The sequence below is a fragment of the Arthrobacter sp. NPDC056691 genome (assembly GCF_042791415.1).
In the GTDB taxonomy this organism is placed as follows: Bacteria; Actinomycetota; Actinomycetes; order Actinomycetales; family Micrococcaceae; genus Arthrobacter.
In genome coordinates this window covers 50492-65578 of the sequence record NZ_JBHTXX010000025.1, presented here as the reverse complement: position 1 = coordinate 65578, position 15087 = coordinate 50492, and the positions used below count along the sequence as shown (strand labels likewise).

12 protein-coding genes are annotated in these 15087 nt (G+C 67.5%); 3 read left to right on the top strand and 9 right to left on the bottom strand.

Going from position 1 to position 15087, the window contains the following annotated elements; genetic code table 11:
- Positions 1-151 precede the first annotated feature (151 nt).
- The 4 genes from infB to rimP form a co-directional block, all read right to left on the bottom strand.
- The gene (gene infB / locus ACFRAU_RS18210) at positions 152-3013 is read right to left on the bottom strand and encodes a translation initiation factor IF-2 (protein ID WP_377994205.1); all 2862 of its coding nucleotides are present in this window, start codon (positions 3011-3013) and stop codon (positions 152-154) included.
- A 152-nt stretch (positions 3014-3165) separates the two neighbouring features.
- Positions 3166-3498, bottom strand: coding sequence for a YlxR family protein (locus ACFRAU_RS18205; RefSeq protein ID WP_377994211.1), 333 nt, complete (start codon positions 3496-3498; stop codon positions 3166-3168).
- 248 nt (positions 3499-3746) lie between these two features.
- Entirely contained in the window at positions 3747-4724 is a 978-nt protein-coding gene (gene nusA / locus ACFRAU_RS18200) for a transcription termination factor NusA (RefSeq protein WP_377994204.1), read from the bottom strand.
- A complete protein-coding gene (rimP, locus tag ACFRAU_RS18195; RefSeq protein WP_377994203.1) occupies positions 4724-5341 on the bottom strand; it encodes a ribosome maturation factor RimP in 618 nt (205 codons plus the stop codon). The genes nusA and rimP overlap by 1 nt, the downstream gene beginning before the upstream one ends.
- A 105-nt stretch (positions 5342-5446) precedes the next feature.
- On the opposite strand from rimP, the gene ACFRAU_RS18190 reads away from it, so the two are divergent.
- The 3 genes from ACFRAU_RS18190 to ACFRAU_RS18180 all read left to right on the top strand — a co-directional run bounded on the left by ACFRAU_RS18190 (position 5447) and on the right by ACFRAU_RS18180 (position 8635).
- Complete coding sequence (locus tag ACFRAU_RS18190; RefSeq protein WP_378000950.1) at positions 5447-6661, top strand: ferritin-like domain-containing protein; 1215 nt, start codon at positions 5447-5449, stop codon at positions 6659-6661.
- 89 nt (positions 6662-6750) lie between these two features.
- Positions 6751-7494, top strand: a complete 744-nt coding sequence (locus ACFRAU_RS18185; RefSeq protein WP_378000949.1) for a VIT family protein — start codon at positions 6751-6753, stop codon at positions 7492-7494.
- Between the two features lie 64 nt (positions 7495-7558).
- Positions 7559-8635: an aminoglycoside phosphotransferase family protein gene (locus ACFRAU_RS18180; protein ID WP_377994200.1), complete on the top strand. Its 1077-nt coding sequence runs from the start codon at positions 7559-7561 to the stop codon at positions 8633-8635.
- A 10-nt stretch (positions 8636-8645) separates the two neighbouring features.
- Here the strand turns inward: ACFRAU_RS18180 and ACFRAU_RS18175 are convergent, their stop codons facing one another.
- The 5 genes from ACFRAU_RS18175 to ispG form a co-directional block, all read right to left on the bottom strand.
- Positions 8646-10112 (bottom strand): pyridoxal phosphate-dependent decarboxylase family protein, encoded by a 1467-nt coding sequence (locus tag ACFRAU_RS18175; protein ID WP_378000948.1) that lies wholly within the window; start codon positions 10110-10112, stop codon positions 8646-8648.
- 48 nt (positions 10113-10160) lie between these two features.
- Positions 10161-10955, bottom strand: a complete 795-nt coding sequence (locus ACFRAU_RS18170; protein WP_378000947.1) for a sulfite exporter TauE/SafE family protein — start codon at positions 10953-10955, stop codon at positions 10161-10163.
- Positions 10956-10970: 15 nt separating this feature from the next.
- Positions 10971-12782 carry a proline--tRNA ligase gene (locus ACFRAU_RS18165; RefSeq protein ID WP_378000946.1) on the bottom strand — a complete coding sequence of 604 codons (1812 nt, stop codon included), beginning with the start codon at positions 12780-12782 and terminating at the stop codon, positions 10971-10973.
- A gap of 286 nt (positions 12783-13068) precedes the next feature.
- Positions 13069-13956, bottom strand: coding sequence for a GNAT family N-acetyltransferase (locus ACFRAU_RS18160; RefSeq protein ID WP_378000968.1), 888 nt, complete (start codon positions 13954-13956; stop codon positions 13069-13071).
- Complete coding sequence (gene ispG, locus ACFRAU_RS18155) at positions 13919-15085, bottom strand: flavodoxin-dependent (E)-4-hydroxy-3-methylbut-2-enyl-diphosphate synthase (protein WP_377994196.1); 1167 nt, start codon at positions 15083-15085, stop codon at positions 13919-13921. The genes ACFRAU_RS18160 and ispG overlap by 38 nt, the downstream gene beginning before the upstream one ends.
- Positions 15086-15087: the final 2 nt, after the last annotated feature.

Here is a 15087-nt window from a genome sequence, read left to right as displayed (position 1 = left end):
GTGGAGGGGGCCCGGGAGTGGCATCGGGCCTGCCGGAGCTGAGTGGCGAACGTCGAAAGACGTTCGCCACCCAGCGGAGGGGCGGCCCCCTCTGCGGCGGAAAAGATGGGGCCGCCGGAAATATTCCAACGGCCCCACCCGCGAAACCGACTTAGACGCGCGGCTTCTCGCGCATCTCGAAGGTCTCGATGATGTCGCCCTCGGTGATGTCGTTGTACGAGCCAAGCCCGATACCACACTCGAAGTCCGTGCGGACCTCGGTGGCGTCGTCCTTGAAGCGCTTGAGCGTCTCCACCGTGAGGTTGTCGCCGATGACCTTGCCGCCGCGGCTGATGCGGGCCTTCGTGTTGCGTCGGATGGTGCCCGAGCGAACGATGGAACCTGCGATGTTGCCGAACTTGGAGGAACGGAACACTTCGCGGACCTCGGCGGTGCCCAGCTGGACCTCTTCGTACTCCGGCTTGAGCATGCCCTTGAGGGCCAGCTCGATGTCATCAATTGCTGCGTAGATGACGGAGTAGAAGCGCATGTCCACGCCTTCGCGGTCTGCCAGTTCGGCAACGCGCTCGGCAGGCTTGACGTTGAAGCCGATGATGACTGCGCTGTCGACCGTTGCCAGGTTGACGTCGTTCTGTGTGATCGCACCAACACCGCGGTGGATGACACGGAGCTGGACGCCTTCGCCAACATCGATCTTGAGCAGCGCGTCTTCGAGGGCTTCCACGGCACCGGACACGTCACCCTTGAGGATGAGGTTGAGGGTGTCGATCTTGCCTTCGGCGACGGCCTGGTCGAAGTCTTCCAGGCTGATGCGCTTGCGGCGCTTGGCGAGCTGGGCGTTGCGGTCGGCAGCTTCACGCTTTTCGGCGATCTGGCGGGCCGTACGCTCGTCAGCGGTCACCAGGAAGGTGTCACCGGCGCGCGGCACGTTGGAGAGGCCAAGGACCTGGACCGGACGCGACGGCAGTGCGACGTCGAGGGCTTCGCCGTCTTCGTCGAACATGGCGCGGACGCGGCCGTGGGCCGTACCGGCCACGATCGTGTCGCCGACCGCGAGGGTACCGGACTGCACCAGGACGGTGGCCACGGAACCGCGGCCCTTGTCCAGGTTCGCTTCGATGGCGATGCCTCGTGCAGCCTTGTCCGGGTTGGCCCGAAGGTCCAGCGCGGCGTCGGCGGTCAGCAGCACGGCGTCGATCAGCTCGTCGATGTTCACGTTCTGGCGGGCAGAGACCTCAACGAACATGGTGTCGCCACCGTATTCTTCCGGAACCAGGCCGTACTCGGTGAGCTGACCCTTGACCTTGTCCGGGTTCGCGCCTTCCTTGTCGATCTTGTTCACGGCCACGACGATCGGCACGTTGGCCGCCTGGGCGTGGTTGAGGGCTTCAACGGTCTGCGGCATCACGCCGTCGTCCGCTGCCACAACCAGGATCGCGATGTCCGTGACCTTCGCACCACGGGCACGCATGGCGGTGAACGCCTCGTGGCCCGGGGTATCGATGAAGGTGATGTCGCGTGCCACGCCTTCGTGCTCGTGGCTGATCTGGTAGGCACCGATGTGCTGGGTGATGCCGCCGTGCTCGCCGGCAACGACGTCGGAGTTCCGGATCGCATCCAGCAGGCGCGTCTTACCGTGGTCAACGTGACCCATCACGGTGACGACCGGCGCACGCGGCTCGAGCACTTCGTCGCCTTCAGCCTCGAGTTCGGCCTCGACGTCGATATCGAAGGCGCTGAGCAGCTCGCGCTCCTCGTCCTCCGGTGATACGACCTGCAGCTTGTAGCCGAGTTCCTCGCCGAGGAGGGCAAAGGTGTCCTCGTCCAGCGACTGTGTTGCCGTTGCCATTTCACCGAGGTGGAAGAGCACGGTAACCAGCGCGGCGGGGTTCGCCTCGATCTTGTCGGCGAAGTCCGTGATGGACGAGCCACGGCGAAGCCGGATAACGGTGTTGCCGTCGCCGCGGGGTACGCTCACGCCACCCAGCGACGGTGCGCTCATCTGCTCAAGTTCCTGGCGCTTTGCGCGCTTCGACTTGCGCTGCTTGCCGCGGCCTGCGCCGCCCTTGCCGAACGCACCCTGGGTTCCGCCGCGACCGCGGCCGCCCTTGCCGAAGCCACCGCCGGCCGGAGCACCGCCGCCGGCACCGGGACCGCCGGTTCCGGGAGCGCCGGGACGGCCGGGACCGCGACCGCCGCCACCGGGACGGCCGGCACCTGCAGGTGCGGGACGCTCGGTGCGGTTAGGCATCATGCCAGGCGTGGGCCGGTTTCCGCCGGCACCCGGGCGGGGACCGCCGGGACGGGGGCCACCTGCACCGGCCGCAGGACGCGGGCCAGGCGTAGCGCCGGTACGCGGCGCACCGGGGCGGGGTCCGCCGGCACCGGCTGCGGGACGCGGACCACCGGGACGCTCGCCATCAGTGCGGCCACCGCCGGGACGGGGCATGCCCTGGGACGTTGCAAACGGGTTGTTGCCCGGGCGCGGCGGACGTTCGCCGTCGCCTCCACGGCCGCGGGGCATGCCCTGGGACGTGGCGAAGGGGTTGTTTCCGGGGCGGGGGCCACCGGGACGCGGAGCGCCGCCCGGACGTGACGGAGTCTCAGCCTTGGGCGCGGGACGGGCTCCCGGCTTGGCACCAGTGGAGGGCGCAGCAGGCGCTGCAGCAGCCGGAGCTGCCGGGGCGGCCGGAGCTGCAGGCGCCTCGGCCTTGGGGGCCGGTGCCGGCGCGGGAGCCGGAGCAGGGGCCGCAGCCTTGGGGGCAGCGGGACCGGGAGCCGGCGCGGGACGGGATTCCGCCGGCCTGGCCGGGGACTTGGGGGCGGCTGCGGGGGCTTCGGACTTCGAAGCGGCGGCAGCCGGGAACGCGTTGCGGAGTTTCCGCACCACGGGGGCCTCAATGGTGGAAGAGGCGGAGCGAACAAATTCGCCCAGTTCCTGCAGTTTGGTTACTGCATCTTTGGAAGTAATACCGAGCTCTTTTGCAAGCTCATGTACGCGGACCTTGGCCACATTTCTCCTGTCTCGGTCCGCACCGAGCCAGGTACGAACCGTCTACTTCTTACTGCGGGCCCCCGCTGCGGTTACAGCTGAAAGGCCCATTGCAGAGCGCAACAAAGTTGTCATCGTTACGCACTCATCGCTGGGAACTCATCGGGTTTCCATCAGATTTCTGACCCGCTTTCAGGTTGGACGGTTGGTACTGCAGACGCCGGGACGTCCGCAGCGTGCGCTCCTGCCGTTATCCGGCGTTCGACGGCGGCGGTTCCGGTTGACCCGTTGAGGGCCCTTCCGAAGGCTCGCCGCTTGACCGCCAGGGCCAGGCACGCTTCGCTGGGGTGCAGCCATGCACCCCGGCCAGCCATCCGGCGTCGTTCATCCACCACGACGGCGGACGAACCGCCGGTGTCGGAGACAAGCCGGAGCAACTCTGACCGCGGCCCCTGTTTCCGGCATCCGATGCAGGTACGCTGCGGTTGATTCCCGAGTTGTTGCACGTGTGCCACTGCCGAGTATCTTCCTGCCTGTACCTATCTGCCTGCCCGGCCGCCCGCCACTGCCTTTCGGCAGGGCCCGGCGCACGAACACGCTGATGCCGGCCGCTGGGCGCGGCCAAGTTCTATTCTAGCCCCTCACGGGCCCCATACCCGAAACGGGAAACCGAAAGTGCCCGCCGCAGTGGCGCGCATACCGGTCAACCTACGGGCCTGTGCCGGACGGCTTTTCCTCCGTCCGGCCAGTGCTTCTAACCGCGCGGAGCGGCGGCGTCCGAGACGATATCGATCCGCCACCCCGTCAGCTTGGCGGCGAGGCGGGCGTTCTGCCCCTCCTTGCCGATGGCAAGGGAGAGCTGGTAATCCGGCACCACGACGCGGGCCGAACGGGTGGCCTCATCGGTGATAGTGACCGAATTCACGCGCGACGGCGACAGTGCGCTGGCGATGAAAGTGGCCGGATCCTCGCTGAAGTCAACGATGTCGATCTTTTCGTCGTTCAGTTCGGTCATGACCGCCCGCACGCGCGAGCCCATTTCGCCGATGCACGCACCCTTCGCGTTGATGCCCGACGTGTTTGCCTTGACCGCGATCTTGGTGCGGTGCCCGGCCTCGCGGGCCAGGGCGACGATCTCCACGGAGCGGTCGGCGATCTCGGGGACCTCCAGTTCGAAAAGCTTCCGAACCAGGCCCGGGTGAGAACGGGACAGGGTGATGGACGGGCCCTTGGTGCCGCGGTGCACGTCGATCACGTACGCGCGCAGCCGGTTCCCGTGGATGTACTTCTCCCCCGGCACCTGCTCCGGCGGCGGAAGCAGCGCTTCCACAGCGCCCAGGTTGACCTGGATCATGTGCGGGTTGTTACCCTGCTGGATCAGCCCGGCAACGAGTTCACCCTCGCGGCCCTTGAATTCGCCCAGGACGTTGTCGTCCTCGACGTCGCGCAGCCGCTGCAGGATGATCTGCCGGGCGGTGCTGGCGGCGATGCGGCCGAACCCGGCCGGCGTGTGTTCGAACTCGCCGATGGGGGCGCCGTCGTCGTCGATTTCCGTGGCCCAGATGGTCACGTGGCCGCTCTTGCGGTCCAGCTCCGCCCGGGCCTTCTCGAAGGCGCCCGGCGACTTGTGGTAGGCAACGAGCAGTGCCTGCTCGATCGTGGGGATGAGGAGATCCAGCGGGATTTCGCGCTCACGCTCCAGGAGTCTCAGCGCGCTCATGTCAATATCCATCAGGCCTCCTCAGAAGGTCCATTGTGCTCAGTTTCCAGACCGGCCTCGTCGAGGCGGCTGAACTCAATTTCGACTTTTCCGCTGCGGATCTTGTCGAAAGGAAGTTTTACGGGGTCGCCCTGCCTGGGCTTCATGCCCTTTTTCACGGCGAGTTCGGGGACGAGGGTCACGCCGGCGTCGTCAACGGAGCTGATCCTGCCCGTGACGTTCTCCCCTTGGATCACGTTCACCGCGACCATGCGTCCGCGGGCGCGGTGCCAGTGCCGGGGCTCGGTCAGCGGCCGCCCCACGCCGGGCGATGAAACTTCAAGGTCATACGGCCGGCTGTCCGTGCCGGGGTCGCTGTCCAGGATGTCGGAGAGTTCCTTGGAGATGTCTGCGATGACGTCAAGGCCCACTCCGCCCGTTTCTTCCTGCGGCAGATCCACCACTACGTGGACCACGCGGTTGGAACCTGCGATGTGGATGGCAACATCCTCCAGGTAAAGCCGGTGCGACTGGACTGCGGGCTCCAGCAGCGCCCGGAGGCGTTCAGCCTCGGGATTGTGGACAGCCGCGGGTTCAGCCCTTCCCGCGTCGGTCCGGTCTGATGAAGCTGTGGCTTCTACGTTGCTCACGATGCCGGCCGCCTCCCGTTAGATGATGTTGTGACTACTAGACTAGCGATTTTCCGGGCACCTTGGTGCACGGAGTTCGCGTCGGCCGTGACAACATGGTCTGTTGTGAATGACGACAGGAGCCGAAAGAGAAAGCCGGCCAGCTATCTCCGGTACGCCCTGCTGGCACTTGCTGCATTCCTGGTGCTAAGCCTTGGTTTCGTGCTGATTCCGCGGGAATCCCCGGCGCCGGCAGCGCCTCCTTTCTCGGAGCAGGCACGCGCCGCAGCCCTTGCGGAAACCATGGACTTGAGGGCGGCCAGCCAGCAGCTCGCAGACGGATCGTCCGGCGCCCGCCGGCAGCTGTTTTCGCACACTGTGACTTTGCTGACTACGCAGGCAAGGGCGCTCCTTGTACCGGGCGGCGCCACCGCCAGTTCTGCGGTAGGCGCAGGTTCGGCGGCCGGCTCAACGGGAACCGCCGGCGCGTCCGGAACCACAGGGCCCGCCGCCACGGCATCATCGGGTGCAGCAACCTCCGGCACGGCAACACTGCCGGCGCTGGTGGCCGAGTTGTCCACGAGCGGCAAAGCACGTCTCGTCCATGCCGGGAAGGCCGACGGCGGGATGGCCCGCCTGCTTGCCGCGGTAGGAACCGCTCAGCTGCTTCAGGCGACGGCACTGGCACAGGCTGCCGGGACGCCGCCGCCTGCGCTCCAGGCGCCGGCGGCAACGCAGCGCAACGCGGCCACGGCGTGCTCCGTCGCCAGCCCCTCCGGATCACAGGATGGCGCCCAACCAGTCCCCGGTGGCCAGTCCACCCAAACATCGGAACCATCCGGCCGTGCCACGCTGGCAGCGGCGCTCAACCGGGTGGTCAGGACAGAAGTTGAAACCGTGTACGGCTACCAGGTGGCGCTGACGCGCCTGGACGGGCCGGCCGCGGACCAGGCCGCCTCCCTGCTTGCCACGCACGAAGCCCTGGCTGGCCAGGCAGAGGCGTACACGCGCGTTCACTGCGTGTCCGTTCCTCCCCGTGAACCGGGCTACACCCTGGGCACCTCGTTCCTTCAGAAACCGGCCGCGGGTCTGGCCAGCCTCGAGGCCGGAACTCTTCCGGTATATGGCGACCTCGTGGCCCTGAGCGACGGTGAGACCCGGCAGTGGGCCGTCTCCTCACTGGTCGCGGCTGCCCAGCGGACCACGCGCTGGGGCTCCGATCCGGGACCCGTACCGGGCATTGTGCTGGACACCGCGCTCCTGCCGGAGCTTCCGGAACCGGCTGCGCCTTCGCCGCGCCAGACGGGCGGCGGCGCAGCGGCAACACCCGCCGCACCTTAGCCGCCGGGCCGCCGGCGGCCGGGTTGTACGGAGTCGGCCGATGACATTTCCACTGGCAGGCGGCTGCCCCCAAGTGGTTTGCTGGACCCATGGAATCAGCGGACAAACCGGCGTTGCCCCCTGACGGGCTGCACGAGAATGAGCCCCACAACAACGACATCGTGCACCGCCTGAACTGGCTGCGTGCCGGGGTCCTCGGAGCCAACGACGGGATCGTGTCGGTCGCGGCAATTGTGGTGGGCGTCGCCGGCGCGACCAGCGAGCACGGCCCCATCCTCGCTGCCGGTGCTGCCGGACTCGTCGGCGGTGCTGTATCCATGGCCCTGGGCGAGTACGTCTCGGTCAGCAGCCAGAGCGACAGCCAGAAGGCGCTGATCGAGAAGGAACGGCGCGAACTGGCTGAGGAACCGGAAGAGGAGCTGCTGGAGCTCGCCGCGATCTACCGGAGCAAGGGCCTCAGCGAGGAAACAGCGCGGAATGTAGCCCGGGAACTGACCGAGCACGATGCCCTGGCCGCGCACCTTTCCGCGGAGCTCAACATCGATGAACAGGACATCGTCAGCCCCTGGCATGCCGCCTTTGCGTCAGCCATCGCCTTCACGCTGGGTGCCATACTGCCGATGCTCGCCATCCTGCTGCCTCCGGAAAACATTCGGGTTGCAGTGACGTTTGGAGCCGTACTGCTTGCCCTGGCCGTGACGGGCGCCGTCGGCGCGTGGATCGGCGGTGGCTCGAAAACCCGGGCGGGGGCACGCGTGGTGGTGGGCGGCGGCCTTGCCCTGGCCGCGACGTTCACCATCGGCAATCTGCTGGGCGCCAGCGGCATCGTGTAGGCGTACCCGGCCCGCCCCCTTCCACCTACCCAATCCGCGGGGTCCGCTCTACTACGCTGGTGCTGTGAGCCCGCCAGCAGACGTTCCCATCCCTCCGGACCTGACGCGCCGCTATTCCCGCAGCAGCGCCGGCAGGGCCTGGCTGGCGTCGCTGCCGGAAATGATCCGCGGCCGGCTGGACCAGTGGCAGCTTGAGCTTGACCTTGAACCGGGAGCTCTTCCGTGGAGCGGACACGGCGGTGTTGTGGTGCCGGTCCGCGCGGCAGGATCGGATGCGGTACTGAAGGTGGCCTTTCCGCATGATGAAGCGCTAGTGGAACGCCACGCGCTGGCCCTGTGGAACGGCCGCGGCGCGGTGAAGTTGCTGGCTTCCGACGCCGGAACGTGTTCCATGCTCCTTGAGCGCCTGGACGCGGTCAGGTCGCTCCGGACAGAGCCGATGGACACCGCCGTTGAGGTGTGGGGCGGTCTGATGCGGCAGCTGAGCCTGGCGCCCGACGGCCGGCCCCAGTGGCAGGAATTCGTGCACGTGGCCGCCCGGGCCGAACAGTGGAGCGACGACCTGCCCGCCGAATGGGAACAACTGGGCCGTCCGTTTCCCCGGTGGCTGCTGGAGGCAGCACTCGAGGTTTGTCAGACCAGGGGCGCTGTGGGCCGCCGCTCCTCCGTGGACGTCCTGGTGAACACGGACTTCCACTACCTCAACATCCTGGCCAGACCGGAAGCGCCCGGGCCTGGACCTGGAAGCACAACGGCCGGAACTACCGTCACCGACGGCTTCGCCGCCATCGACCCCCAGCCGATGGTCGGTGAGGCGGAATTCGCCGTGGCTCCCCTGCTCTGGAACCGGATACCGGACCTGCCCGCATCGGATCCGGCCGCCGGCCTGCTGGCGAGGTGCCATGACTTCAGTGTCGCGGCCGGGCTTGACCCGGAAGTGGCTCGGCAGTGGAGCCTGGCCCGGGAGGTGGACAACGCCCTGCACTACGCCTCGAGGCCGGGCCACGGCGGCGACACGGCACGCTCGCTGTGGGTGGCCAGCACACTTGCAGGGCGGACCCTGGACGGGCTTCCGGCTGCCCACGACTTGCCCGAACCGGGCGAGGACGCCATGAATGCCTCCCCGCCGCAGGGCCGTTAGGCCCGGACCCCTAGCGGACCGCTTCGACGGCTGCCCGCACGGCCTCCACAGCGGTAGCGACGTCGTCGGCGTCGGTGGTCCAGTTGCTGACAGATATGCGCACCACGTCCCTGCCGTGCCAGCGGGATCCGGACATCCACACCCTGCCGTCGGCAATGAGCCGGTCCGCCACGCGCCGGGTTGTGGCGTCATCGCCGAAAGCCACCGTGATCTGCGTGTAGCCGACGTCGTTGAGCACTTCCACCCCGTCAATTGCGGTGAGCTTTTCCGCGAGCTGGGCGGCGGACGAGGCCAGACGGCGTATCTGTTCGGCCACGCCGTCCCTGCCCAGGGACCTCAGCGCTGCCCAGACCGGCACCCCCCTGGCCCTGCGGGAGAGCTCGGGAACCCGCTGGCTGGGATCTCCGGTGCCGTCGGCATCCTGGAGGAGGTAGCTGGCGTTGAGCCCCATCGCGCTGCGCAGCGCCTGCGCGTCCCGAACGGCGACGACGCCGCAGTCGTAGGGGACGTTGAGGCTTTTGTGGGCGTCGGTGGCCCACGAGTCGGCCCGCGCCACACCGGCGGTCAGCCCCGCGAGTTCGGGTACCGCCGCAGCCCAGAGCCCGAAGGCCCCGTCCACATGCACCCAGGCACCGTGTGCCTTGGACACCGCAATGGCTGCCGCGAAGGGGTCGAAGGCTCCGGAGTGGAGGTTTCCGGCCTGCAGGCACACCAGCACCAGGGCAGGTCCACGTCCGTGGGCTCCGCCGGGTTGGGCGGCGCCGGCTGGAGCGGCGCCGGCATCAACCGCAGAAGCATGTTCCAGGGCGATCCGGTCCAGGGCACAGTCCAGCTCGGCGGCGTCGATGCGTCCCTGCCTGTCGGCCGGAACCACGGTGGGTCTTCCCAGGCCCAGGTAGCGCAGCGCTAGGTCCACGGTCTCGTGCCGTTCCTCCCCCACCAGGCAGTGGATACGGGGCGCCCCGAAAAGCCCGTCGCGTTCCAGGTCCCAGCCGGCGTCCTTGAGGAGCCGCCACCGGGCGGCCGCCAGCCCGGTGAAGTTGGCCATGGTGGCCCCGGTGACAAAACCGACGTCGGACTCCTCCGGCAGGCCCAACAGCTGCAGCAGCCAGTGGCCGGCGGCATCCTCGATGGCGGCGATGGCAGGGGTGGCGTAGCGGAGCACCGAGTTCTGGTCCCAGGAACTGACCAGCCAGTCGGCCGCCATGGCGGCCGGGAGGGTGCCGCCGATGACCCAGCCGAAAAAGCGTCCGGACGGCATGGCCATGAGGCCCGGTTCGGCGTGACTGGCCAGGTAGTCCACTACGTCGGCCGGGGCCATGCCGGACTGTGGCAGCGCTCCGTCGAACGCTGCGGCAAGTTCCCGGGCTGCCTTCTGCGGACCTACCCGGCGGCTGGGCTGGCTTTCCAGCCAGCGCATGGCGTGCCGGACGGCTGCGGCCAAGGTGTCCCGGTACGGTTCCGCACCTGCTGACATAGAGGCATGCTACGCCGTCCCGGGACCGCCCGCGAGGACGCGTTCAGCTCAGGCGAAGTTCTCCTGCCAGACATCGAAGGCGAGCTTGACGATCAGGGCAAAAACCACCACGAGGAACACCACGCGCACGAATTTGCTGCCCTGCTTCACAGCAGTGCGCGCGCCGAGGTAGCCACCGGCCATGTTCGCCGCGCCCAGCAGCAGGCCGACCCCCCAGAGCAGGGAGCCGTGCGGGAGGAAAAATATGAGCGCCCCGGCGTTCGTGGCCACGTTGACGATTTTCGCCTTGGCACTTGCCTCCAGGAACGCATACCCCATCGCCGAGACCAGCGCGATCACCAGGAACGATCCGGTGCCCGGTCCAATCAGGCCGTCGTAGAACCCGATGACGGCGCCGATGGCACAGGCCACTACATAATGCGTGTGACCGTCGTGCCGGAGCTCGGTGACGTGGCCGGCGTCGGGCTTAAGAGCCGTGAACAGCGCGACGGCGACCAGGGCCACCACGATGATCGGCTTGAACACCTCCGCCGGCAGCCGGGTGGCCAGCAGCGCCCCGCCAAAGCTGCCGGCCAACGCGATCACGGCCATCGGCAATGCCGTCCGCAGATCGGGTCGGACGCGGCCGTAGTAGGTCACGGCGCTGGTGGTGGTGCCGAAGATGGAGCCCATCTTGTTGGTGCCCAATGCCTGTACCGGGGTGATCCCCGGCACGAGCAGCAGCGCCGGCAGCTGCAGCAGGCCGCCGCCGCCCACGACGGCGTCCACCCAGCCTGCGGAGAAGCCAGCCACCACTATCAGGACGATAGTGGCGAGCTGGATCGATTCGAACCCGGAAACCACTTAGGGGGTCGGGCGTCAGTTGCTGCGGACGGCGTTGACCACGTAGTCAACGGCCTTGTCCACGGCCACGTTCTCAGCCTCGCCGCTGCGGCGGTCCTTGATTTCGACGACGCCGTCCGCCAGTCCCTTACCGACGGCAAGGATGGTGGGCACGCCCACAAGCTCGGCGTCGCCGAACTTGACGCCCGGGGACACCTTGGGCCGGTCGTCGTAAATGACCTCCAGGCCCGCGCCTTCCAGCTCGAGGGCGAGCTGCTCAGCAGCGGCGAAGATCTCCTCGCCGCGGCCGACTGCGACGACATGCACGTCGGCCGGAGCCACGGAGCGGGGCCATACGAGGCCCTTGGCGTCGTGGTTGGATTCCGCCAGGGCGGCCACGGCACGGGTAACGCCCACGCCGTAGGAGCCCATGGTGACCACCACCTGCTTGCCGTTCTGGTCAAGGACCTTCAGTTCCAGCGCTTCGGCGTACTTGCGGCCCAGCGCGAAGATGTGTCCCATCTCGATGCCGCGTGCAGTCTCGAGCGGTCCGGAGCCGTCCGGGGCTTCGTCACCGGCGCGCACTTCGGTGCATTCGATGACGCCATCCCAGGTGAAGTCGCGTCCCGCGACGAGCCCGAACACGTGCTTGCCGGCCATGTTGGCGCCGGTCACCCAGGCCGTGCCGTTGACGACGCGCGGATCCACCAGGTACAGGAGCTTGGCGGCGCCTTCCAGGCCAAGGAGGGGGGCGTTCTGGGACATGCCCGGGCCGAGGTAACCGCGCACGATGAGCGGGTTGCGGGCCAGGTCCTCCTCGCCCGCGGCTTCAACGGCGATTTCACCGGCGACAGGGAGGTAGGCGCCGATGCTGGCCTCGACGCGCTTGAGGTCGACACCCCGGTCGCCGGGGACGCCGAGGACCACGATCTGGCGCTCCCCGGTGGGCAGGGTGACGGCGAGAACAACGTTTTTGAGCGTGTCAGCGGCAGTCCAGGGACCGCCGTCGGCCTCGCTGCGCGGCACGAGTTCGTTGGAGGCAGCCACGAGCGTGTCGATCGTGGGGGTGTTCGGGGTATCGCGGATTTCCGCCGCCGGAGCATTGGTGAAGTCGATCTCGGCCGGAACCACCGTGGTCACGGCTTCGACGTTGGCGGCGTAGCCGCCGGCCGACCGCACGAAGGTGTCCTCACCGACGTCGGTGGGGTGCAGGAATTCCTCGCTCTTGGAGCCGCCCATGGCACCGGCCGTGGCCGTCACGGGAATCACTTCCAGGCCCAGCCGCTCGAAGATCTTCAGGTACGCCGCCCGGTGGGCGGCGTAGCTGGCGTCCAGCCCGGCGTCGTCGACGTCGAACGAGTACGAGTCCTTCATGATGAATTCGCGGCCGCGGAGGAGGCCGGCGCGCGGACGTGCCTCGTCGCGGTACTTGTTCTGGATCTGGTAAATGCTCAGTGGCAGGTCCTTGTACGAGGAGTACAGGTCCTTGACCAGAAGAGTAAACATCTCCTCGTGCGTGGGGGCCAGCAGGTAGTCGCCGCCCTTGCGGTCCTTCAGCCGGAACAGCCCTTCGCCGTATTCGGTCCAGCGGTTGGTGGCCTCGTAGGGTTCCTTCGGGAGCAGCGCGGGGAAGTGGACTTCCTGGGCGCCGATTTCTGCCATCTCTTCGCGGATGATCTGTTCCACCTTCCGCAGGACGCTCAGTCCCAGCGGCAGCCAGGTGTAGATGCCCGGAGCCGCGCGGCGGATGTAGCCCGCGCGCACGAGCAGCCGGTGGCTGGCCACCTCGGCGTCGGCGGGGTCTTCACGCAGGGTGCGCAGGAAAAGCTTGGAGAGTCGAAGAACCACGGGTAGGTGTCCGTTTCTGGGGGAAGTGCTGATTGTCTGGGTACTAATCTACCGGCTGGGCAGCAGTACAGGTTTCCGGACCCTGTGGCTGCTGAACAGAAAAGCCACGCCCCGCAGGAGAAGCCCCTGGCCGCTTCCGGCTGGTCATCCCTGTGGTGGCGTGGCTTCGCGGCCGGTCATGCCGCTAATTCTCTGAGACCACCCGAGTCCGAAAACGCGGTTAGAAAGAACCTATGTGATAGCGGTCACCGATTCAAATCCGGTTTGGCCGGGGTCTTGGCCGCAGCTAGAAGAGAACTGTGGCGAAGGTCCCCACCTGCCGGAAACCTACGCGTTCGTACGTCGCCCTCGCCCGGGAGTTGTAGTCGTTGACATACAGGCTGGTCACGGGCGCCATTTTCTGGGCCAGCAGCACCACGGCCGCCATGTAGCCGGCGCTCAGCCCGAGTCCACGGTGGCCGGGGTTCATCCATACGCCCTGGACCTGGGTGACCTCGGCGGTGACAGCACCCAGCTCGGCCTTGAACACGACTTCGCCGTCCTTCAGGTGGACCAGGGAGTGTCCCTGCCGGATCAGGCCTGCCACCCGGCGGCTGTAAAAGTCGCGGCCCCCAAGGTAGGGCGAGTAACCAACCTCTTCCTCGAACATCGCTGCACAGGCAGGGAGGATGGCGTCGAAATCTGCGTACTGCCCGTACCCCAGCGCCCAGTTCGGTTCAACGGCCGGGGGGCCGGAAATGGTCATGAGGGGCTGGTCGGGCCGTACCTCGTGGGCCACGTGCCCCAGCTCCTCCAGCCGGCTGTGCAACGCAAGCACCGTTCCGGCCGGTCCGAAGATCGACGCGTACCGGCGCCCGGAGCGGTGGGCCGCATCAGCCACCGGTCCGGCAAGCTCGGGGTCGAGCTGGACGGGGACCAGATTGGCGCCTGCCCAGCAGGCGCCAACCAGCACGTCGTCGTCGAAAACGCCCAGGACGTTGGCTCCGCCCGGGGTGGGCGCGGCAGAGTCTGTTGACTCCAGGTGCGCCAGGATGAACACGTTGGCAACGGGATCGATTTCTGCCAGTTCGCGCAGTTGTCGGGTGTCCCCAACACCCAGTACCCGGACGGTGGCACCGTCCGGGGCGGCGCCGTCCTTATGAGACGCTAACCACGGGGCTACCCTTGACAGCATCTTCGCCATCGGCCTCCCCCATCTCTTCCGCGATACGCATGGCCTCTTCGATCAGTGTCTCAACAATCTGGCTCTCGGGGACAGTCTTGATGACCTCGCCCTTCACAAATATCTGGCCCTTGCCATTGCCGGAGGCGACGCCGAGGTCAGCTTCCCGTGCTTCGCCCGGACCATTGACGACGCAGCCCATGACGGCGACGCGCAGCGGGATCTCCATCCCCTCGAGGCCGGCGGTGACCTGCTCGGCGAGGGTGTAGACGTCAACCTGGGCGCGCCCGCACGACGGGCACGAGACGATTTCCAGCTTGCGGGGGCGCAGGTTCAGCGACTGCAGGATCTGGTTGCCCACCTTGATCTCCTCGACGGGAGGGGCGGACAGGGAGACGCGGATGGTGTCGCCGATGCCTCGCGAGAGCAGGGCGCCGAAGGCTGTGGCTGACTTGATGGTGCCCTGGAACGCCGGGCCCGCCTCCGTGACGCCCAGGTGCAGCGGCCAGTCGCCCTTCTCGGCAAGCATCTCGTACGCCGCCACCATGATCACCGGGTCATTGTGCTTCACGGAGATCTTGAAGTCGTGGAAGCCGTGTTCCTCGAACAGTGAGGCTTCCCAGACCGCGGATTCCACGAGGGCCTCGGGGGTTGCCTTGCCGTACTTCTTCAGGATGCCCGGTTCCAGCGAACCTGCGTTCACGCCGATGCGGATGGACGTGCCGTGGTCCTTGGCCGCCTTGGCGATCTCCTTGACCTGGTCGTCGAACTTGCGGATGTTGCCCGGGTTGACGCGCACCGCAGCGCAGCCGGCCTCGATGGCCGCGAAGACGTACTTCGGCTGGAAATGGATGTCGGCGATGACCGGGATCTGCGACTTCCGGGCGATGATCGGAAGCGCTTCAGCGTCATCGGCGGACGGGCAGGCCACACGGACGATGTCACAGCCGGAGGCCGTCAGCTCGGCAATCTGCTGCAGCGTGGCGTTGATGTCCGTGGTGGGCGTGGTGGTCATCGACTGCACGCTGATGGGGAAATCGGAACCGACGCCGACGGAGCCTACCTTGATCTGACGCGTCTTGCGTCGCGGGGCAAGGACGGGCGGCGGTGCGGATGGCATTCCCAGGCTGACCGAGGTCACGT